The sequence below is a fragment of the uncultured Kluyvera sp. genome (assembly GCF_902485085.1).
Classification (GTDB): Bacteria; Pseudomonadota; Gammaproteobacteria; order Enterobacterales; family Enterobacteriaceae; genus Kluyvera; species Kluyvera ascorbata.
This window is the reverse complement of record NZ_CABTJS010000004.1, coordinates 22,663-42,539: the sequence shown is the minus strand read 5'-3', so window position 1 is coordinate 42,539 and position 19,877 is coordinate 22,663. Positions and strand designations below refer to the sequence as shown.

General features: G+C 55.5%; 21 protein-coding genes. 6 read left to right on the top strand and 15 right to left on the bottom strand.

Annotated elements, in window-relative coordinates; all coding sequences use genetic code 11:
• Nucleotides 1–2 precede the first annotated feature (2 nt).
• From RDN66_RS00530 to RDN66_RS00520, 3 genes are read right to left on the bottom strand one after another with little or no spacing between them, the layout of a single operon-like run.
• On the bottom strand, nucleotides 3–1,055 hold the full coding sequence (locus tag RDN66_RS00530; protein WP_202215812.1) for an iron ABC transporter permease: 1,053 nt from the start codon (nucleotides 1,053–1,055) through the stop codon (nucleotides 3–5).
• A complete protein-coding gene (locus RDN66_RS00525) occupies nucleotides 1,052–2,068 on the bottom strand; it encodes an iron ABC transporter permease (RefSeq protein WP_202215813.1) in 1,017 nt (338 codons plus the stop codon). Before RDN66_RS00525 ends, RDN66_RS00530 begins: the two co-directional genes overlap by 4 nt.
• Nucleotides 2,068–2,889 (bottom strand): ABC transporter ATP-binding protein, encoded by an 822-nt coding sequence (locus tag RDN66_RS00520; RefSeq protein ID WP_202215814.1) that lies wholly within the window; start codon nucleotides 2,887–2,889, stop codon nucleotides 2,068–2,070. Before RDN66_RS00520 ends, RDN66_RS00525 begins: the two co-directional genes overlap by 1 nt.
• A 515-nt stretch (nucleotides 2,890–3,404) precedes the next feature.
• Between RDN66_RS00520 and RDN66_RS00515 the strand changes: the two genes are divergently transcribed.
• Complete coding sequence (locus RDN66_RS00515; RefSeq protein WP_035895814.1) at nucleotides 3,405–5,486, top strand: TonB-dependent siderophore receptor; 2,082 nt, start codon at nucleotides 3,405–3,407, stop codon at nucleotides 5,484–5,486.
• Nucleotides 5,487–5,618: 132 nt separating this feature from the next.
• Nucleotides 5,619–6,578 carry a L,D-transpeptidase family protein gene (locus tag RDN66_RS00510; protein WP_123650459.1) on the top strand — a complete coding sequence of 320 codons (960 nt, stop codon included), beginning with the start codon at nucleotides 5,619–5,621 and terminating at the stop codon, nucleotides 6,576–6,578.
• A gap of 88 nt (nucleotides 6,579–6,666) precedes the next feature.
• Here the strand turns inward: RDN66_RS00510 and bhsA are convergent, their stop codons facing one another.
• Entirely contained in the window at nucleotides 6,667–6,924 is a 258-nt protein-coding gene (gene bhsA / locus RDN66_RS00505; RefSeq protein ID WP_035895811.1) for a multiple stress resistance protein BhsA, read from the bottom strand.
• A 246-nt stretch (nucleotides 6,925–7,170) separates the two neighbouring features.
• On the opposite strand from bhsA, the gene RDN66_RS00500 reads away from it, so the two are divergent.
• Nucleotides 7,171–7,809, top strand: a complete 639-nt coding sequence (locus tag RDN66_RS00500) for a TetR/AcrR family transcriptional regulator (RefSeq protein ID WP_308537445.1) — start codon at nucleotides 7,171–7,173, stop codon at nucleotides 7,807–7,809.
• A 55-nt stretch (nucleotides 7,810–7,864) separates the two neighbouring features.
• Here the strand turns inward: RDN66_RS00500 and RDN66_RS00495 are convergent, their stop codons facing one another.
• Together RDN66_RS00495 and RDN66_RS00490 are read right to left on the bottom strand one after the other, a co-directional pair.
• On the bottom strand, nucleotides 7,865–8,401 hold the full coding sequence (locus tag RDN66_RS00495; RefSeq protein ID WP_035895807.1) for a glycine zipper 2TM domain-containing protein: 537 nt from the start codon (nucleotides 8,399–8,401) through the stop codon (nucleotides 7,865–7,867).
• Nucleotides 8,402–8,576: 175 nt separating this feature from the next.
• On the bottom strand, nucleotides 8,577–9,881 hold the full coding sequence (locus RDN66_RS00490) for an NAD(P)/FAD-dependent oxidoreductase (protein WP_202215815.1): 1,305 nt from the start codon (nucleotides 9,879–9,881) through the stop codon (nucleotides 8,577–8,579).
• A 109-nt stretch (nucleotides 9,882–9,990) separates the two neighbouring features.
• On the opposite strand from RDN66_RS00490, the gene RDN66_RS00485 reads away from it, so the two are divergent.
• Nucleotides 9,991–10,161, top strand: a complete 171-nt coding sequence (locus RDN66_RS00485) for a hypothetical protein (protein ID WP_202218184.1) — start codon at nucleotides 9,991–9,993, stop codon at nucleotides 10,159–10,161.
• Here the strand turns inward: RDN66_RS00485 and ycfP are convergent.
• The 9 genes from ycfP to RDN66_RS00440 all read right to left on the bottom strand — a co-directional run bounded on the left by ycfP (nucleotide 10,153) and on the right by RDN66_RS00440 (nucleotide 17,259).
• Nucleotides 10,153–10,695, bottom strand: coding sequence for an alpha/beta hydrolase YcfP (ycfP, locus tag RDN66_RS00480; protein ID WP_308537444.1), 543 nt, complete (start codon nucleotides 10,693–10,695; stop codon nucleotides 10,153–10,155). The genes RDN66_RS00485 and ycfP overlap by 9 nt on opposite strands.
• Nucleotides 10,696–10,733: 38 nt before the next feature.
• Entirely contained in the window at nucleotides 10,734–11,759 is a 1,026-nt protein-coding gene (gene nagZ / locus RDN66_RS00475; RefSeq protein ID WP_202215817.1) for a beta-N-acetylhexosaminidase, read from the bottom strand.
• Complete coding sequence (thiK, locus tag RDN66_RS00470) at nucleotides 11,747–12,589, bottom strand: thiamine kinase (RefSeq protein ID WP_202215818.1); 843 nt, start codon at nucleotides 12,587–12,589, stop codon at nucleotides 11,747–11,749. Before thiK ends, nagZ begins: the two co-directional genes overlap by 13 nt.
• Nucleotides 12,570–13,208, bottom strand: a complete 639-nt coding sequence (lpoB, locus tag RDN66_RS00465) for a penicillin-binding protein activator LpoB (protein WP_202218121.1) — start codon at nucleotides 13,206–13,208, stop codon at nucleotides 12,570–12,572. Before lpoB ends, thiK begins: the two co-directional genes overlap by 20 nt.
• Nucleotides 13,209–13,230: 22 nt before the next feature.
• Entirely contained in the window at nucleotides 13,231–13,605 is a 375-nt protein-coding gene (locus RDN66_RS00460) for a YcfL family protein (protein WP_035895796.1), read from the bottom strand.
• A 3-nt stretch (nucleotides 13,606–13,608) separates the two neighbouring features.
• Nucleotides 13,609–13,965, bottom strand: a complete 357-nt coding sequence (gene hinT, locus RDN66_RS00455) for a purine nucleoside phosphoramidase (protein ID WP_035895794.1) — start codon at nucleotides 13,963–13,965, stop codon at nucleotides 13,609–13,611.
• A gap of 132 nt (nucleotides 13,966–14,097) precedes the next feature.
• A complete protein-coding gene (locus RDN66_RS00450; protein ID WP_202218122.1) occupies nucleotides 14,098–14,421 on the bottom strand; it encodes a YdbL family protein in 324 nt (107 codons plus the stop codon).
• A gap of 7 nt (nucleotides 14,422–14,428) precedes the next feature.
• On the bottom strand, nucleotides 14,429–14,620 hold the full coding sequence (locus RDN66_RS00445; RefSeq protein ID WP_035895792.1) for a YnbE family lipoprotein: 192 nt from the start codon (nucleotides 14,618–14,620) through the stop codon (nucleotides 14,429–14,431).
• Complete coding sequence (locus RDN66_RS00440) at nucleotides 14,617–17,259, bottom strand: YdbH family protein (protein WP_202215819.1); 2,643 nt, start codon at nucleotides 17,257–17,259, stop codon at nucleotides 14,617–14,619. Before RDN66_RS00440 ends, RDN66_RS00445 begins: the two co-directional genes overlap by 4 nt.
• Before the next feature lie 311 nt (nucleotides 17,260–17,570).
• Here RDN66_RS00440 and RDN66_RS00435 point away from each other — a divergent pair, with 311 nt between their 5' ends.
• On the top strand, nucleotides 17,571–18,560 hold the full coding sequence (locus RDN66_RS00435; RefSeq protein ID WP_035895788.1) for a 2-hydroxyacid dehydrogenase: 990 nt from the start codon (nucleotides 17,571–17,573) through the stop codon (nucleotides 18,558–18,560).
• Between the two features lie 874 nt (nucleotides 18,561–19,434).
• Nucleotides 19,435–19,875 carry a heat shock protein HslJ gene (gene hslJ / locus RDN66_RS00430; RefSeq protein WP_123650467.1) on the top strand — a complete coding sequence of 147 codons (441 nt, stop codon included), beginning with the start codon at nucleotides 19,435–19,437 and terminating at the stop codon, nucleotides 19,873–19,875.
• Nucleotides 19,876–19,877: the final 2 nt, after the last annotated feature.

Sequence of the window (19,877 nt, the reverse complement as noted above, 5' to 3'; positions counted from 1 at the left end):
CCTCACAAGGCGTCGCGGCGACGCCACAGCAGTAAAATAAAGAAAGGGCAGCCAATCAGAGAAATGATGATCCCTGCCGGAATTTGTAGCGGTGCAAAGGCTAGACGCCCGATGGTATCGGTCAGCAGGACCAGTAACGCGCCAATCAACGCGCTGCCGGTCAGCAGCGCCACCTGGCCGCCGCGCAGCATAAAGCGCGCCATATGCGGGGCCATCAGGCCGACAAAACCCAGACTGCCGACGCAGGAAACGCTCGCCGCCGTCAGTAGCACCGGTGCGATAAATCGCAGCATCGTCAGGCGCGATAATCGCACGCCCAACCCGTTGGCAACCTGATTGCCCATCAGCGCAACGTCCGCCGCCCGAGCGGTCAGATAAAGAATCACCACGGCCGGCAGTGCCCACGCCATGGCGACTGCCAGCAGCGGCCAGGTCGCGGCGTGCAGGCTACCCGCAAGCCAGGTCATCGCCGTTTGTACATCGCGAATATCGGCGGTAGTGATAAAGAGCCCCATCGCCGCCGAGAGCGCCCACGACACGCCAATACCAATCAGAATAAAGCGCGGGCGCGAAAGGTCACGGGCCAGCACGATGACCAGCAGCGCCACCAGCACACCGCCGAGCATCCCCGCCAGCGGCCGCCAGGCAAGGCTGACGGCGGGGAATGCGAGGATCAGCGTCAGCACAACCACGCTGGTCCCCTCTTTCACGCCAATTAATCCAGGGTCAGCCAGACCATTGCGGGTTATCGACTGCATTGCCGCCCCGGCAAGTCCGAGCATCCCGCCGCAGAAGATAGCCATCAGCAGCCGCGGCAAACGAATATCACGGACGATAAACACCTGCTGCGCGCTTAACGCCTCTGGCATAAACAGCGCCCGACCGATTGCGCCGGTGGGAATCGGCAGCGAACCTCGCGTGACGCCAAAAACCAGCAGCAGCACAATAACGACCAGCAACGCGGCGGCGATTTTCAGCAACCGTAGACGCAGCAGAATGCGTAACGGGCCAAGCGCGACGGCGCGAAACCCCGCGCGGGTGACTACTCGCGTCATTTAAAGAACCTCACCGCAATCGCAATAAACACCGGCGCACCCACCATGGCGGTCATCACTCCGGTTGCCAACTCCTGTGGCACCAGCAGCCAACGAGCAAGAATATCCGCGGATAAAAGCAATAGCGCACCGGTCGGTAGCGCCAGCAGCAGCCCAGTGCGAATATCCTGCCCCGCCCAGCGGCGAATCACGTGCGGCACCACCAGGCCGATAAAACCAATCGGCCCCGCAACGGAGACCGCCGCCCCGCACAGCAGAGCGATAGCGATAACCCCGAGTACGCGCGTGCGCGCCACCGAGACACCAAGACCGCTGGCGACCCGGTCGCCCAGGGCCAGGATATTGAGTCGGGGCGCGAGGATTCCCGCCAGAAGTATGCCCAGCAACGTCGGAATAGAGGCTATCTGTAAGGTGGTCAGGCTAATACCGGAGAGATCGCCCGCAAGCCAGGTGCGCATGGCCTGTAATGTCTGTTCGTCAAGGATCAAAATGGAGGCGGTGATGGCTGACGCAAAAGCCGAAAGCGCCACGCCGCAAAGCGTGATTTTCATTGCCGTCGCACCAGCACGCCCCGCGGAAGCCAGCATCATTACCAGACCAAACAGCGCTGCCGCGCCTAAAGCGGCCGCCAGGGGTCGGCTCACACCGACGGTTATCCCGGCGGCAGAACACACCACCACGGCAAGCGTGGCTCCGGCGTTAAGGCCAAGAATATGCGGCTCGCCCAGTGGATTACGGATAACGGTTTGCAGCAGCAGACCCGCCGCCCCAAGCGCCGCGCCGGTCAGCAACGCCGCCAGAAGACGCGTCAGACGCAGGTTGACGATAATGCGGTGATCGAAGTTGCGCGGGTCGTAGTGCAGTAACGCTTCCACCACTACGCGCGGCGCAATGGTCCGCGCGCCGAGCCCCAGGTGGATAATCGCGCCTATACACAGCAGGCTGCTCACCAGCAGCAGCGCCCCCAGCGGGCGCATGCGGTGCGGCCGTTGAATGAGACTTTGCGTTACCATCAGACCTGCTCCGGGCGCGCGCAGAATGGCATGAACAGCGGTTTACCGGTTTGCGGGTTAGGCAGCATCAGTACATCGACATCAAAAACCTGTTTGATGATTTCCGCCGTACAAGGGGACGTCTCATCCACGATGCTGGCAATACGTCCCTGCTTCATGAAAATCAGCGTATCGGCGTAGTTCACCGCAAAGTTAAGGTCATGCAGCACCGTCACCACGGTGCGCCCATGCTCGCGCGTGAGTTGCTGGAGCAGTTCGAGAATTTCAACCTGATAGCGTAAATCAAGCCAGGTGGTCGGTTCATCCAGCAGAATGGTCGGCGTTTGTTGCGCCAGCGCCATGGCTATCCAGCAGCGCTGACGCTGGCCGCCGGACAGACTGTCGACCGGCAAATGGGCAAACTCCAGCGTACCGGTCAGGCGCAGCGCCGTCTCGACCGCAGCTTCATCTTCCGGCGACCATTGACGAATCAGCCCCTGCCACGGATAGCGCCCGCGCGAGACCAGTTCAAACACAGTGAGCCCTTCCGGGGTCAGCGGCGATTGTGGCAGCAGGCCTAGCTGGCGCGCCACCTGTTTGGTCGGCTGCTGATGAATATCGCGACCATCAAGGCGCACGCAGCCTCCCAACGGTTTCAGCATCCGCGCGATAGTGTTGAGTAAGGTAGATTTGCCAGAACCGTTGGCCCCCGCCAATACCGTCATTTTACCGACGGGTAGCGTCAGATTGATGTTATCAACGATGCGCTGATTGCCATATCCAGCACAAAGGGACTCCAGCACAATTCCGCGTTCCTGCGGGGTATTTTGCCGCTGTGGCATGTTTCTTTCTCTCCGGCGGCAACGACGTGGTATCGTTCTGCACTATAAATAAATCTCATTCTCTTTTGATCATGCAATGTCGTAATGTAGTAGTCAAGATCGCTACATTAACACTTCACTTCATAAGGCCTTAGTGAGATCTCGTGGTTTTAGCATCTGACGAAAATTATTAATATTATTTAAATTCAATAAATTATGAACACCACTCCTGATTCCCCACGTCTTGTAACAGCCCTTTTACTGCCGCTGATAAATTTATCACCAACTGCATTTACTACTACATTTTTGCATGTTTGAATGATTCTCAATTACACATCCTGAACACCACCTGGCGGTGTGAACGGATGATTTTCGCTATTCAGGGCAATGATTTTTATCAATTTTGACTGCCATCCTTCGGCGGTTTTTTTATGGGAAACAGAGAGATGAAACAATTACTCCCGACGTTCACGGGAACGTCCGGACGCGCACTTTTTTCACTGCTTTTTCTGGGGGCAGTTGCCTCCCCTTCGCTGATGGCGGCCGAAAACACGACAAGTGGGGATACGGCGAAAAAAGAAGAAGCCATGACGGTGATTGGCACCACCGCGCAGGCCGATGAGACCGTCACCGACGGTTATCAGCCAATCAGCAGCTCTACCGCTACGCTCACCTCTATGCCGCTGTTGGATATTCCGCAGGTGGTGAACACGGTGAGCGACAAAGTGCTGGAAGACCAGCACGCGACGTCGCTTGATGAAGCGCTGTATAACGTCGCGAACGTCGTACAAACCAACACTCTCGGCGGCACTCAGGATGCCTTTACCCGCCGTGGTTTTGGCGCGAACCGCGATGGATCTATTATGACCAACGGTCTGCGTACCGTACTGCCCCGCAGCTTTAACGCGGCCACCTCGCGCGTTGAGGTCCTCAAAGGGCCAGCCTCAACCCTCTACGGGATTCTGGACCCAGGCGGCCTGATTAACGTCGTGACCAAACGTCCGGAGCGCACCTTTTCCGGCGACATTTCGGCCACCTCCAGCAGCTTTGGCGGCGGCACCGGGCAGATCGATGTCACTGGTCCTATTGAAGGCACCCGACTGGCGTATCGCCTGATTGGCGAATATCAGAATGAAGATTACTGGCGTAACTTCGGCAAATCGCGCAGCAGCTTTATTGCCCCTTCCCTGACGTGGTTTGGCGACGATGCGACGGTGAATCTCTCCTGGTCACATCGTAACTACAATACGCCATTCGATCGCGGCACCATTTTCGATCTTGATACCGGGCATGCGGTGAACGTCTCCCGCAAGGAGCGTTTTGACGAGCCGTTCAATGTCACCGACGGTAACTCCGACCTGGCGCAGCTCAACGCGGAATACCGCCTGAACAGCCAGTGGACCGCGCGTTTCGACTATAGCTTTAGTCAGGACATGTATAGCGATAACCAGGCGCGCGTCATGGCTTACGACTCGAAAACGGGCAACCTGACCCGCCGCGTCGATGCCACTCAGGGTTCGACCCAGCGTATGCACTCCACCCGTGCCGACCTGCAGGGCAACGTGGTGATTGGTGGCTTCTATAACGAGCTGCTGACCGGCATCGCCTATGAGAACTATGACCTGCTGCGTACCGACATGATCCGCTGCAAAAACGTCAAAAATGGCTTTAATATTTATGATCCGGTTTACGGCTCGCTCAGCAAATGTACCAGCGTTTCGGCCGCCGACAGCGACCAGCGTATTCAACAGGAAACTTACGCGACCTACGTGCAGGATGCGCTCTACCTGACCGATAAATGGATTGCCGTCGCCGGGGCTCGCTACCAGTATTACACCCAGTATGCGGGCAAAGGTCGTCCATTTAATGCCAATACCGATAGCCAGGATGAGAAGCTGACGCCGAAGTTCGGTATGGTTTATAAGCTGACGCCAAACGTCTCGCTGTTTGGTAACGTGGCGCAGTCGTTTATGCCGCAGTCATCCATTGCCAGCTACATCGGCGACCTGCCGCCGGAAGAGTCCACGGCGTATGAGATGGGCGCGAAGTTTGATCTCTTCAACGGCGTAACGTCGAATATCACCTTCTTCGATATTCATAAACGCAACGTGCTGTATACCGAGACTATCGGCGACGAAACCTACGCTAAAACGGCGGGTAAAGTACGTTCTCGCGGGATTGAAGTGGATGTTGCGGGCTCGCTTACCGACAATCTGAATGTGATTGCCAGCTACGGCTACACCGATGCGAAGGTGATTGACGACCCAGACTACGCAGGCAAACCGCTACCAAACGTCCCGCGCCATACCGGTTCACTGTTCCTGACCTATGATATCAACAACGTCTACGACAGCAACACTCTGACCCTCGGCGGCGGCGGCCACGCGTTGAGTCGTCGTTCTGGCACCAACGGCGCGGATTACTACCTGCCGGGTTACGCAGTGGCTGACATCTTTGCGGCCTATAAGATGAAGCTGCAATATCCGGTCACGCTTCAGGTGAACGTCAAAAACCTGTTCGACAAGACCTACTACACCTCGTCCATCGCCAGCAACAACCTGGGCAACCAGATTGGCGACCCGCGCGAAGTGCAGTTCACGGTGAAAATGTCCTTCTAACCGCCAGCGGCCCCGTCTCCGGGGCCGCGTTTACATACTCTTTCAATCCCTTAGCACTTCCCTACAGTTCCCTTCCGCATAATAGTCGCTTTAACTTTTAGGCAACACATTCGGACTTTGGGGATTATCGTCATGAGACAAACACTGCAACTTTCACGCTGGTTGGTGGGATTATTCCTCGCTGCCTGCGTGGCGCTGCCCGCCAGCGCCAATAGCTGGCCGCTTCCACCGCCGGGGAGTCGATTGGTGGGCGAAAACCGCTTTCACGTCGTCGAGAACAACGGCGGTTCGCTGGAGTCGATCGCCAAAAAATACAACGTGGGATTTCTGGCTCTCTTACAGGCCAACCCGGGCGTTGACCCCTACGTTCCGCGCGCCGGAAGCGTATTAACCATTCCGCTGCAGACGCTGCTACCGGACGTGCCGCGCGAAGGTATCGTGCTGAACCTGGCAGAGCTGCGCCTCTACTACTACCCTCCGGGCAAAAATACGGTCACCGTCTACCCTATCGGCATCGGCCAGCTAGGCGGTACAACGGTAACGCCAACCATGGTGACCACTGTATCCGATAAGCGCGCCAACCCGACCTGGACGCCAACCGCCAATATCCGCGCACGCTATAAAGCCCAGGGGATTGAACTTCCTGCGGTGATGCCAGCTGGCCCTGATAACCCAATGGGCCATCACGCTATTCGTCTGGCCGCTTACGGTGGCGTCTACCTGCTTCACGGCACCAACGCCGATTTTGGTATCGGCATGCGCGTGAGCTCTGGCTGTATTCGTCTGCGCGATAACGACATCAAAGCACTATTCGAGCAGGTTACGCCGGGGACGAAAGTAACCATCATTAATACGCCAATTAAAACATCGGTAGAGCCAAACGGCGTGCGCCTGGTCGAAGTTCACCAGCCGCTGTCTGAGCATATTGATGACGATCCGCAAACCCTGCCTATCGTCCTGAACGCGAGCATGAAGGCGTTTAGCCAGGATGCCAATACGGACACCGCCGTGATGAATAAAGTGATGGATGTGCGTTCCGGGATGCCGGTTGATGTCACCCGTCATCACGACGTCGCTCAGCAAAATATGTAACCGAAGCCACAAAGTAAAAGGCCCTGAGCGGGATACGCTCAGGGCCTTTTTTATAGCAGTGACATAAGCATTATGAGGGTTTTAACGCTTATTTATAGATGACTGCGGTGCCGTGCAGGTTATTTGGACCGCTAACGGAAGTGATACGGAATGATTTCGCACCCATGTCATCCGCTTTCTGAGCCAATTCTTGTTCCAGAGACGCCAGGTTAGGGCCTGCGGAAGCAGAGATGCTACCGACTTTATGCTGGTCTGCCGGAGTAGATTGCACTTCAACGGCGGCAAAGCTTGCAAATGACAGGGAGCTTAGTACGGCTGCGATGGCCAGAGTTTTTACGTTTTTCATGATTATTACCTTTGCAGATGATTTTTGTAGGTCAGGCGTTATTAACTTAACGATCGATAGGTTAATCATAATGAGATCTGCGTCACACGTCAACGGATTTTTATAACGATCGTTTATTTAATAAAGATTCATATATTTTTCATATGAATATGTTCTTTTTATTTTTCGTTACGGAAGCGCTAGCCCCTTTCGTGGAATATTTTTATAATGAACGTTCATTAAACACCGACTAAGGTAGGCGGCACGATGACAACTGACACGCAAAGTTGCGCGAAAAAAGGCCGCGGTCGACCTAAAGTATTCGACCGGGAAGCGGCGCTTGATAAAGCGATGACGCTATTCTGGCAGTATGGCTATGAAGCAACATCCCTCTCCGACCTTGTCGAAGCTACGGGTGCAAAAGCGCCGACGCTATACGCCGAGTTTGTGAATAAAGAGGGGCTGTTCCGCGCCGTTCTCGATCACTACATCACGCACTTTGCTTCCAAAAACGAAGCCTGTCTGTTCTGCGATGAGCAGCCGGTTATAGAAGCGCTTCGCAACTACTTCACCGCCGTTGCGACCTGTTTCACCAGCAAGGATACCCCCGCGGGCTGCTTTATGATCAATACCTCTGCGGCGCTGGCGGCATCGTCAAAAGAAATTGCGAAAACGATTAAGTCTCGTCATGCAGTACAGGAACAGACGCTGAATCAGTTCCTTTCGCTGCGTCAATCGCGTGGGGAAATTCCGGCAGGGAACAACGTCACCGAGGTGGCACAGTTCTTAAGCTGTATTTTGCAGGGGATGTCAATTAGCGCCCGCGAGGGGGCAAGCTTTGAGACGCTGATGCAAATTACCGACACCACGCTGCGCCTCTGGCCGCAGATGATTGCCGAGCAGTAAAAAAACGCCCCTCACTCTGAAAGAATGAGGGGCGAACAGCATATTCACGGCTATTTTAGGCTTTATTCAGTACCAGCTGACCATTGCTATCCAGCGGTATCTGGCTACCAGGCTGTTTATCCATACGGATTTTGCCCTGCTGGTCGCCGATTTTGTAGGTCACATCATAACCGAGCGTTTTCTCAGACTTGTCGTACACCGTCTTACAGCGCTGCTCGTTGGTGGTGTAGGTGTCATTATTCTGCATTGCACCCTGCACCTGATTACCGGCATAGCCGCCGCCTAAAGCGCCGACCACGGTAGCGACACTTTTACCGTGCCCGCCACCAAATTGATGTCCAATGACGCCGCCCGCAACAGCCCCCAGCACAGAGCCTGCGATACGGTTTTCATCCTGTACAGGACGACGATGAGTGACCGTCACGTTACGGCACTCCTGACGCGGATTTTTGACGGTTTCCTTGATTGGTGTAGCGGAGATAACCTGCGCATACTGCGGGCCACGGTCGAAAACGTTCATACTCGCTACGGCGGCAACCCCAAGTGCGGCTGCAACGCCAATACCAATACCCGCCAACATTGATTTATTCACGGGAGATCCTCCTATGTTGCTATTGCTAACAATTGTGCAACTGATCGTTAGCAGTGCCTATCAGACAAAAGCGCAAAAGCAGGATTTAATGTGGCGTGCTGGGTGTTTCGGAGGATTCTGAGGAGGGGATTTCCCGGCGTCGGCGTGAACGCCGACGCCGGGAACAGCGCGATGATTAATGCAGCTTCAGACGCGGACGAATCACGCGGTTAATGCTGCCCACCAGCATCATCAAGCCGGTTTTCACGTACCCGTGCAGCGCAATCTGGTGCATACGGTACAGAGAGATGTAGACCATACGCGCGATGCGCCCTTCAATCATCATCGAGCCGCGCATCAGGTTGCCCATCAGACTGCCGACGGTGGAGTAGTTAGAGAGCGACACCAGAGAACCGTGGTCTTTATAGCTATAGGCTTTCAGCTCTTTGCCCTTCATCTGCGCCAGAATGTTGTTCAGCGCGCAGGTTGCCATCTGGTGGGCAGCCTGAGCACGTGGTGGCACAAAGCCGCCTTCAGGACGCGCACAGGACGCGCAGTCGCCAATCGCGTAAATATCCTGGTCGCGGGTGGTTTGCAGCGTTGGCTCCACTACCAGTTGGTTAATACGGTTGGTTTCCAGCCCGCCAATCTCTTTCATAAAGTCTGGTGCTTTAATACCGGCAGCCCAAACCATCAGATCCGCTTCAATATACTCACCGTCTTTGGTGTGAAGGCCGCCTGCGTCAGCGCTGGTGACCATCGTCTGAGTCAGTACGCGTACGCCCATTTTGGTCAGCTCACTGTGTGCCGCACCGGAGATGCGCGGCGGCAGCGCAGGCAGAATTCGCTCACCGGCTTCCACCAGCGTCACGTTCAGCGCTTCGTTGCTTAAGCCTTTGTAGCCGTAGCTATGCAGCTGTTTAACCGCGTTATGCAGCTCAGCGGACAGCTCAACGCCGGTCGCCCCACCGCCGACAATGGCGATATTGACCTTGCCGTTGGCACCCAGGTTCGCGGAATATTTCAGGAACAGGTTCAGCATTTCCTGATGGAAACGGCGCGCCTGATGCGGGTTGTCGAGGAAGATACAGTGATCTTTTACGCCCGGCGTGTTGAAGTCGTTGGAGGTACTGCCCAGCGCCATCACCAGCGTGTCGTACGCCACTTTACGCTCAGGCACCAGCAGCTCACCCTTTTCATCGCGAAGCTCAGCGATGGTAATGGTTTTTGTTTCGCGGTTGATGTCCATCACCGAACCCAGCTGGAACTGGAAGTGATGATTACGCGCGTGCGCCAGGTAGCTCAGCGCATCCACGCCTTCATCCAGAGACCCGGTGGCCACTTCGTGCAGCAGCGGTTTCCACAGGTGGCTATGGTTACGATCCACCAGCGTGATTTTTGCTTTTTTACTGCGGCCAAGCTTTCTACCCAGTTGAGTAGCCAGTTCCAGGCCGCCAGCACCACCACCCACAATTACGATTTTTTTCATTGGCGTAGTCATGTGACCCCCTTAAAATTTATTAACCAATTGTTAATTAAAAGTTATGAATATAGCCTTTAATTAACAACAAGTTACTTGTGTGAAACCATTCAGCTGCAATGAGAATAACATGAATGGTGCATTGGTCATACCAAAATTGATGTGCATCAAGTTTTATCGCACAGAAGTTGAGCGAACGGTATTTTTAATAGCGGATAAACGCGTGGCGGGGTTAAAAATTAACAAAAAAAGCCCCGACAACGCAGCGTTGCCGGGGCCTCTTCAAGCCGATTTAGCCTAGTGTTTTAAAGGCTTTGATCCGCTGCAAATGCGGGGAGATATTCTTGAACTTATGTCCCTGCTCTTCATCCCAGATAATCTCATAGTAATTATGCAGCATCTCAGCGGAACGCTGGCTATCCAGCGCATCATCATGGCGAGAGAGAATAGCCAGACAGCGGTCACGGTTCTTCTCGCGGAAGTTATTCACGCACTTGGTGGCGATATCGGCATACTCTTCCGGGCGATCAATCTTGCCGTCCATGTTCTCATTCGGGAACAGGTTCGGGTTGAACATCACCTGACGAATATCACACAGGAAGCCGATACGCTCCGCCCAAAAACCGCCGAGCCCTACGCCGCAAATCAGCGGACGTTCATCGGCGCTCAGTTGCAGCATCTTGTCCACTTCCTTGAGCAAATGCTGCATGTCATGTTTCGGGTGCAGCGTACTGTAGCTAATCAACCGCACGTCCGGGTCGATAAACTGCAGTTGCAGCACTTTTTCATGGTTACCTGGGCTATTCGAGTCAAAACCGTGTAAATAGATAATCATCGTATCCTCACCACACCATTACTCCCACACCGGGAGGGTTAATGACCAGCCTTCTCTTCCTGCCAGCGTTCGTGGAGTTGCTCCAGCTCTGCGCTAACCGTTTTCCAGCGGGCGGAGTCCATCAGTTCCTGACGGCTAAATGAACCTTTATGATACAACTTCGTAACACGCTCAGCGTTGATCGGCGACAGGTTATCTAACACGCTGACGGCCCCTTTACGATTATTGCAGACGAGGATCATATCGCAACCTGCATCCAGCGACGCCTGGCCACGTTCGGCATAGCTGCCCATAATCGCCGCGCCTTCCATCGATAAATCGTCAGAGAAGATAACGCCGTCAAAGCCCAGTTCACCACGGAGCACCGTTTTCAGCCAGTGCGGCGAACCGCTGGCCGGGCGTGGGTCTACATCATCATAGATGACGTGCGCGGGCATAATGGCGTCGAGCGCGTTTTCAGTAATCAACGTTTTGAACACCGCCATATCTTTGGCGCGGATTTCAGCCTCTGAACGCAAGTCATGCGGCGTCTCTTTATGCGAGTCAGCGGTGACCGCACCGTGCCCGGGGAAATGCTTCCCGGTGGTTTTCATTCCGGCGCTGTGCATGCCGTCAATGAAATGACGCGCCATCGCCAGCGCTTTGTGCGGATCGGCATGATAGGAGCGCTCGCCGATGGCGGTGCAGATATGGCCGACGTCCAGCACCGGCGCAAAGCTGATATCGATGTCCATGGCAATCATTTCGCTCGCCATCAGCCATCCCGCATCGCTCGCCATGCGACCGCCCGCTTCTTCACCCAGCACGGCAGCAAAAGATTGCGCCGCAGGCAGCCGGGTAAAACCTTCACGGAAACGCTGGACGCGCCCGCCTTCCTGATCGACCGCCACCACCAGATGGTTACGGGACGCGCTACGAATCTGACGTACCAGCTCGCGAAGCTGCTCGGGATCGTGATAGTTCCGGGTGAAGAGAATTAAACCGCCCACCAGCGGATGCGCCAGAATCTCACGTTCTTCGGCATCCAGCTCGTAGCCTTCAACATCCAACATTACTGGCCCCACACGGCCTCCTTTTTGTCGCTAAGCTGGCGCCATATTTCATCCGCCAGCGTAATAAATTGTTTGTCACCGCTTTGCTGCCAGCGACATTCGAACCAGCCTGCCATTAGCATCAATACCCAAGGCCGCCAGCGCTTGACCTGTCTCCAGAGGAGATCGGGAGAGATTTTCGCCCGTTCAGCATATGCTTGTGAAAGCCGGTAGCGCTGTTCATTATCGGGCGTCCAGACGGCGGCCAGTTCCAGCGCCACGTCCCCGTCTCCGGCATACTCCCAGTCGATGAGCCGCAGCCCCTCCGGGGTATGGACGATATTACCCGCATGAACGTCCATATGCAGCGGCGCCAGTCTCAACGCCAGCGGTTCACCCTGTTTTTTCAACCGCTGTAGTTCACGTAGCCACAGCGGCGTGCGTCGCGCCGGGTCGCACTGCTGCCAGTAGTATTCAAGCAGCGGCTTAAGCGACAGCGCCCAACCAAATCGATGCTGCTGGTGCAAATCATACAGGAGAGTGGCCAGCGGACGATGCGCCGGGAGCACGCTTTTGATCTCACCGGCTAAAAATTCAACCGCCATCCAGCCAGGCGTATAAAAAATAGGCTTTGGTGCCAGCGTCGGTGGAAGCCGTCGCAGGGCATGATACTGTCGGAGGAAGTCGCTTTCAGGTGCATCCGGGTCGTGGTGCTGTCGAAGCACCAGACGTCGTTCACCGTTTTGCAGAATACAGCTACTGCCGCTCAGCCCCGCGGTTTCGGGGCTGGCGACAATGTGATAGTGCGGGAATTCGCGTGACAGAAGTGCCTCACGCGTGAGCTTATTGTTGCGCAACCGCACCCTTACCTGACCAGACAATTTCCCCGGTCTGAACCAGCATCAGCTGCATTTGCAGCACCGGCGAGTTAACGTTGCCGGTGGCGTTGGAATAAAGCACATACTGCGCGCCAACGTTGCGGGCAATCCCCATCGCTTTGCTGCGGGAGCCAAGGCTATCCTGCGGCGACAGGCCTAACTGCTGTTTCGCTACCGCCAGCTGTTGGGCTGAAACCAGGGTGAATTTACCGTTGCCCGCCAGCGCATTGCGCAGCGCGGTGGTCGCCTCACCGGCGTTCAGCGAACCGTTGGTACGGTTGTTGACGCTATCAACCAGCAGAATGCTTCCTGCATTGACACCGCCCGCCTGTAACATCTGGCCGACCAGCGGCTGCGCGGCACCGTTCCAGTCATAGTGACGTACGCGAGGCGTTGGCTGCGCTGACGTATCACCACCGTGTTCAATCGGCCCCGGCTGCTGCGGGATCGTCGGCACGCTTGGTACCGTTGGTACCGGCTGCTGCGGTTCGGTTGGCTGCTGCGGCTGCTGTGGATTGGCCGTGTCGACCGGTGCCGGTTGTTCACGCACCGCACACCCAGCGAGGAACATCGCCAGGGAAGCAATTAACGCATAGCGACCCAATTTACTCATTCCAGTTTACCCCTCAGAGATAAAGATAAAGCCGGGCTTTATGCGCCCCAAGACCGTCAGCCGTCCCGTACAGCGTGACCGATCCCATCGGAGGAACCGTGATGCTGCGCGGCGCTTCGAGCGGGTGCATTTCCAGCCCTCTGGCGTCATACCAATAAAAACGATAGTGAACGGTGACTGGCTCTCGCCTTTCGTTATACAGCTTCGAGCTGGCGGTAGCCTGGATATCTGACGAATTCAGCTCCGGTTTTTCCGCGCTGACCCCCGCCGCCAGGACGTTGGATTCCATCACCAGCGTTTGCTGTTCGCTGACCGCAATTTCCGGGTGCGAATGGCATCCGGCAAGCAGCGTCGCGCAAAGTACAAGACCCAGACAGACCGGTTTCATAGATTAGCCTTTATGCGCCAGCATTGGCCCCAGCGGGCGACCGCCCACCAGGTGCATATGGATGTGGTAAACTTCCTGCCCACCGTGACGGTTGCAGTTCATGATCAGACGATAGCCGTCTTCAGCAATCCCTTCTTGCTGCGCGATTTTCGCCGCCACGGTCACCATACGGCCCAGCGCCAGCTCATGCTCGGCGGTCACGTCGTTGGTGGTGGCAATCAGCGTATTAGGGATGATTAAAATATGGGTCGGCGCCTGCGGAGAAATATCACGGAAGGCGGTCACCAGTTCGTCCTGATAGACGATATCTGATGGGATTTCACGACGAATGATTTTGCTGAAAATCGTTTCTTCTGCCATTGGGAGTTCCTTTATTATTCTCATGTGCAGCCGGTAAAATCGTTACCGGCGAACAGGTTACATGCCGAGAGTATGAGCGAGTTTCCACTCCTCTTTCAACCGTAATGCGTTTTTTCTTATACGTTCCGACCGTTACTTGCGCACCCACTGGCCGTTAATGCCCTGGACGTATTCCCCCGACTGCGCTTTTTCAATCAGCTTCTTCCCGGCAAGCCTGGCGACCTCCTGCTGCGGCAGATTGTTGCTCTGCGCTAGCTGCTGGTAGCTTTGGCTGCGCGCCTGGTTGATTTTTTTTACCAGGGTCAGGGTTTCGCTATCCTGGGCAATGGCCGCCAGATAGCCGCCCTGCGTCTCACCGACGCGCCCCTGCTGACGCGCTTCGGGAAGCGTAAGCGCCAGTGCCTGGACGCTGAAGAGACTGAACGCCAGCACGGCGATAATCCGCATTTTTCTCATCATGGCCTCAGAATAGATCGCTACGAGATTTCAGCAGATCCTCAACGTCCTTATCGGCCTTGATGCGGATCTCGTGCTCAATTTTCACGTTCATATTGATGGTAATCGGCTCTTTCGGCGCTGCCACTTCAATGCGCGGCACGCATCCTGATAGCAGTCCCGTTGCCATCAATCCCAGTACGGCGATGGTGAATTTCATTGTTGCTCCTTACATTCCGTGCCACTGCGACACGGCACACCGGGAAGGGTTGCGTGTTGCTCAAGCCATGATTGAAGTTTGTCGCCAAAGCGCAGGCTTCGCCACAAATCAAAAACATTCTCCTGGTGCGTATAGTTCAGCTGCACCGTGCTTCGTTTATTATCCATCACCCCGGTACCGGTCACCGTCGCCTGTAAGGTCAGATGACCGAGGCTATCGAGGTTGATTCGCGTCCATGAACGCGAGATCTCCATATAGCGTAACCAGTTAATCGCCGCCCCGGCGGCAATGTTGTCGTCGGCGACGGCATCGGCGGTGTCTTTATCCAGCCTCAGCGTCATCGGGCCGGGGTTATGCAACCAGCCGTCTTTGATTATCCATTTGCTGTCGTTCAGCCACAGCGGCAGCGCACCGTCGACCGGCCCAGACATCGCGAACTGTTTCGGGTTTACCGCGCTAATCAATTCGCTGGTTGAGATATGCTGCAAGCGCAGCAGCGCCGCATCGTGCTGCGGCATACGTAGCTGCTGCATCGTCACTTTGCCACCGAGCACGTCGACGCTGACATCGCTCAACTGTAACGGGCTCTCTTCGGTCCAGGGCCAGGTTCCCTGGAGGTCAGCCGTCACGTTTCGCGCCGTCACCTGGTTGACGATTTCCGCAATGCGCAAAGAGACCGGGCGACGGGTGCCAAACTGCCAGACTCCCGCTTTCAGGCGGAATGGCAGGACAAAATCCACGCCGTTAACTTCGTTATCCGGCATCCAGGCACTGCCGTTACGCAGCACGCCGTGACCGCCCGCTTCAAAACCTTGCCCTGCCGCCGCAGAGAACGCCACCTGGGCATAAAGCGAGCCATCACGCAGCTTCATTTTCCAGTCTGGCGGGACCAGAGGCTGGAACACCGTCAGCGACTGTTTCGGCCACCAGGCCTGCCCGCGCAGACGTTCACCGTCCCAACGGCCGTTCACGCGAATCGGGCCAATCTTCTGCGCTGTCAGGTCGCCTTTAAACTGGAAGAAGGTCGGATCACGCCCATCAACGCTGAAGTTCAGCGCTGACGCGGGCAGCACGCTACCGCCGGTAAAGCGGGTCTCTTTGGCATCGAGCGCCAGCGCGCCGGTAAATTTAGGATGCTGTTCATCCCGAATCCAGTGGATCGGCTGCTGTAGCGTCAAACGCGGCTGGTCGATGGTCATCGTGCCGTACTGCAATTTATCAAAGCCGGTGGAAAGCGCGTTCAGCACAATGGCGCTGTCGCGCCATTCGCCGGTGCCGGTGACATCCCAGCGCGCCTGCATCGGCGTGAAGTGGCCGTCGCCCCAATAACGCCACTGCCAGGTGCCTTTATCCGGCAGGAAGTTATCAGCCTTACCGTCCAGGTGCAGCACAAAGTCACCGGTTTGTCGTTCATGGGCGCGAAGAATCGCCTGCAGACGACCATCAATACCCTGGGTCGAAATTTTCACCCCGGCCAACGGCCAGCGAACGTCGTCGATATTCAGTGCATCAATAACTCGACCCCGAGATCGCAATAGAGAGCCCGGCAAAAAGGCAAGCGTTGGCGACGTCAGGGAGCCGCTCAGTTGGGCTGGCAGTTTGGCATAAAAGATAAGATCGCCCTGCTTAGCTTCACCGACCAGATGCAGCGGCATATCGCTGTTATCCATGCTCAGCGTGCCCGGCCCCACGTTCAGCACCGCCACGCCCTTCCCGGCATCACCGGAGGTCAGTACGCTCAGACGGCCGGTAATCTGCGTTTTATCTATGCCCTGCTGCCAGTTATCAAGCTTAACGCCCACACGTCCGCGCAGCGGTATGCCCGCCTGGTATGGCCAATTCCAGCGGCCATCGCTGATTACAAGCTGCTGCTCCGTTATCTGCCACGGAAAATCGGCAAGCGGGTCATCTTCACCGCGCGCCATCATCACCAGTTGCCCCTGATTACCGTCCCAATTCAGCTCGGCATCGACCAGTGACGGCACCTGCGGCACCTGGAACGTGGATTCGAGATGGCCTTTGACCGGCAGACCATCCGGCACCAGCGGCATGGTAAATTCACCGAGCAGCTTCACCGGCGGTTCGCCGTCAAGCAGGCTGGCGTGAAACTCACTGACGGTCAACGCCTGTCCTTGCAGGCGCGCATGTAGCGTGACCTGATCGCCCTCATACTCCAGCTCCTGACGTTTTTCAGTAAGCGACACCTTGAGTTTACCCTGCCACTTTTCCCACGGAGAGATACTCAGCGAATCAATGGTCAGCCACGTTTTCGGCAGCATCGCTTGCCATTCAGCAAGTGTGCGCGGCGCGCCCGGTACCGCATCATTTTGCGGCAGCTTATTAAAGCAGACGGAGTTCAGATTGACCGCGGCAGCATGTAATTGCCAACGGCTAGGATGTGACAGCGTCACATCTTTCAGCGTAGCGAGCTCACAGTCACCCACCAGATAACGTAAATCAGGAATGCGCAGCGACGTGCGGGTAAAGCGTGGACTTTCATTTAGCGAAATGCGGGTGCCAGCCGGAAGCCAGATGCCCACCAGCGTAGGAACCCAGTACCCCAGCGTCATAACCAACGTTAACGGGAGGAGCACTAATAACAGGAGTAGCGCAATAACGGCTTTGTATTTACCCTTCATGGGTGCAGTAATATCCAGATTAAGCAGGCAGTCATGCCGTGAACGCGCAACGAGCGATCCAAAGGAGCATATTGTGGCATGTCAGACCTGTGAGTGAAAGCCGCTGTGATGCATTAAGAATAGCTGCTGCAAAATAAAATGTGAGGGATTTCAGTTGATTCTGATTGAGCAGGCCATTTCGCCCCCCTCGTCAAAACGCGTATACTGGTGATAGTTTCTTTACGTAACTTTAGCCTTCAAAACATTTTTATATTTTGTAAGATTTTTTGAATTATGCTAAATTAACGCTAAAATCATTGGAGAAAAGTCTTATGAAAATCGCCGTTTACAGCACCAAGCAGTACGACAAAAAGTACCTGCAAAATGTTAATGAGACATATGGCTTTGAACTTGAATTTTTTGATTTCCTGCTGACGGAAAAAACCGCGAAAACCGCTCACGGCTGTGAAGCGGTGTGTATTTTCGTCAACGACGACGGTAGCCGTCCGGTTCTGGAAGAGCTGAAGAAAATCGGCGTGAAGTACATCGCGCTGCGCTGTGCAGGCTTTAACAACGTTGATCTTGATGCGGCCAAAGAGCTGGGCCTTCGCGTCGTGCGCGTTCCGGCCTACTCGCCTGAGGCCGTTGCTGAACACGCGATCGGTATGATGATGACGCTCAACCGTCGTATTCACCGTGCTTATCAGCGTACTCGCGATGCCAACTTCTCTCTCGAAGGCCTGACCGGTTTTACCATGTTCGGCAAAACCGCTGGGGTTATCGGCACCGGTAAAATCGGCGTTGCCGCGCTGCGTATTCTGAAAGGCTTCGGGATGCGTTTGCTGGCGTTCGACCCGTACCCAAGCGCTGCGGCGCTGGAGCTCGGCGTTGAGTACGTTGACCTGCCGACGTTGTTTGCTGAGTCAGACGTTATCTCGCTGCACTGCCCGCTGACCGCGGATAACTATCATCTGCTCAACGCAAGCGCGTTTGAGAAAATGAAAGATGGCGTGATGATCGTCAACACCAGCCGCGGTGCGTTAATTGATTCGCAGTCGGCGATTGAAGCGCTGAAGACGCAGAAAATTGGCGCGTTGGGGATGGACGTCTATGAGAACGAGCGCGATCTGTTCTTTGAAGATAAGTCTAACGATGTGATTCAGGATGATGTGTTCCGTCGTCTGTCGGCCTGTCATAACGTGTTGTTTACCGGCCACCAGGCGTTCCTGACCGCGGAGGCGTTAACCAGCATTTCGGAGACAACGCTGGAGAACCTGCGTCAAATTGATGCTGGAGCGGACTGTCCTAACGCTATTGCTTGATGCGTTTTGCCTGCCTGGCTTCGGCTATGGTAAGTGGAGATTTATTTAGATATCGCTCCGTTGCGCTCTCTTCCAGCACTAGCCATATAAATTGCACTGGCGCAGAGAGCGCGCAAGGGGCGGCCAATCGCCGCCGCCCCCTGCCCCCCCCAGGCTCTGGCGGCAAAATCGCCACTTCGTGGTTCCCTCAGCTTATTCCCTCCGGCTTCGGGTCGGGCGCAAGTTTACATCCCTGTAAACTGCACCCTCAGCCCACATCCCTGTGGGCTGACCCGGCCTACGGGAAACGCTTCGGCGATTTAGACGCCACCAAAAACCGTGCGGTCTTTCAGTTAACAGCAAAAAACAACACAAATGTCACTGAAACCGATGAGTCCCCGCTGGAAATCGGCGAGCCGTAGCACGAAAGACAAGGTCAATCCGCCAGGGATGGCGGATTGAGGCGAACCGAGACAGGACAAAATTGCCGGGAGCAATTTTGAACAACGCTTGCGTTGGCCCCGAAGGGGCGAGGCCCATGGATGGGCCGAGTAATCTCGAGTTTCGCCGTGCCGCAGGCTGGAATTCGTAGGCGAGCGCAGTGCGAAGCACCGATTTCCCTGCGGGGCCGCGGGGATTGCCAAGGGGTGTGCAGCAAGCACCCCTTGGCCCGTTCACCGGTGAAAAATCCTCATATTCCGACTGACGTAAAGTGAACGGAACCCATCACCGCACTGGCATATATTCAGTACTACCCTACTAAATTTAGCCAATACAATAAGGACGGCACTCCCCTCAGGAGCATTTTCCGCAAAGCCCCACAATCCGCTCTCACTGTACAGTAACCCCTCAGTAGTATTCACCTGATCAATATTTTTATAAGAAGTCCAGAACAATGAAGAAAGTGTTTTTCCTGCTAGCTGCAGCCGCCCTGCTTTCAGGCTGCGTCTATAACAGCAAAATGTCGACCGGCGGCGATCAGCTACAGCATCACCGTTTTGTACTTGAAAGCGTGAATGGCAATACCGTCAATAGCAACGGCGCGCCGCTCGAAGTGAGCTTTGGTGAGAAGCAACCGCTATTAAATAGAATTTATCTCTCCGGCGAGATGTGCAACCGCTTTTCCGGCACCGCAAAAATCAGCAACGGCGAGCTAAAAGCCTCCGACCTGGCGATGACCCGTAAGCTCTGCAGCGACGCGCAGCTAAACCAGCTCGACGCGACGCTCAGCAACATGCTCCGGCAGGGAGCCCAGGTCGATTTAACTGAACATCAGCTGACGCTGGCAACCGCCGATCAAACGCTGACCTTCAAACTCGCCGACCTGGTGAGTTAACA

Bases quoted from the DNA above. Each gene is read 5' to 3' on its own strand.
- RDN66_RS00530 (WP_202215812.1), bottom strand. From the start codon at position 1,055: ATGACGCGAGTAGTCACCCGCGCGGGGTTTCGCGCCGTCGCGCTTGGC.
- RDN66_RS00525 (WP_202215813.1), bottom strand. From the start codon at position 2,068: ATGGTAACGCAAAGTCTCATTCAACGGCCGCACCGCATGCGCCCGCTG.
- RDN66_RS00520 (WP_202215814.1), bottom strand. From the start codon at position 2,889: ATGCCACAGCGGCAAAATACCCCGCAGGAACGCGGAATTGTGCTGGAG.
- RDN66_RS00515 (WP_035895814.1), top strand. From the start codon at position 3,405: ATGGCGGCCGAAAACACGACAAGTGGGGATACGGCGAAAAAAGAAGAA.
- RDN66_RS00510 (WP_123650459.1), top strand. From the start codon at position 5,619: ATGAGACAAACACTGCAACTTTCACGCTGGTTGGTGGGATTATTCCTC.
- bhsA (WP_035895811.1), bottom strand. From the start codon at position 6,924: ATGAAAAACGTAAAAACTCTGGCCATCGCAGCCGTACTAAGCTCCCTG.
- RDN66_RS00500 (WP_308537445.1), top strand. From the start codon at position 7,171: ATGACAACTGACACGCAAAGTTGCGCGAAAAAAGGCCGCGGTCGACCT.
- RDN66_RS00490 (WP_202215815.1), bottom strand. From the start codon at position 9,881: ATGACTACGCCAATGAAAAAAATCGTAATTGTGGGTGGTGGTGCTGGC.
- RDN66_RS00485 (WP_202218184.1), top strand. From the start codon at position 9,991: ATGAATGGTGCATTGGTCATACCAAAATTGATGTGCATCAAGTTTTAT.
- ycfP (WP_308537444.1), bottom strand. From the start codon at position 10,695: ATGATTATCTATTTACACGGTTTTGACTCGAATAGCCCAGGTAACCAT.
- RDN66_RS00460 (WP_035895796.1), bottom strand. From the start codon at position 13,605: ATGAAACCGGTCTGTCTGGGTCTTGTACTTTGCGCGACGCTGCTTGCC.
- hinT (WP_035895794.1), bottom strand. From the start codon at position 13,965: ATGGCAGAAGAAACGATTTTCAGCAAAATCATTCGTCGTGAAATCCCA.
- RDN66_RS00450 (WP_202218122.1), bottom strand. From the start codon at position 14,421: ATGAGAAAAATGCGGATTATCGCCGTGCTGGCGTTCAGTCTCTTCAGC.
- RDN66_RS00445 (WP_035895792.1), bottom strand. From the start codon at position 14,620: ATGAAATTCACCATCGCCGTACTGGGATTGATGGCAACGGGACTGCTA.
- RDN66_RS00440 (WP_202215819.1), bottom strand. From the start codon at position 17,259: ATGAAGGGTAAATACAAAGCCGTTATTGCGCTACTCCTGTTATTAGTG.
- RDN66_RS00435 (WP_035895788.1), top strand. From the start codon at position 17,571: ATGAAAATCGCCGTTTACAGCACCAAGCAGTACGACAAAAAGTACCTG.
- hslJ (WP_123650467.1), top strand. From the start codon at position 19,435: ATGAAGAAAGTGTTTTTCCTGCTAGCTGCAGCCGCCCTGCTTTCAGGC.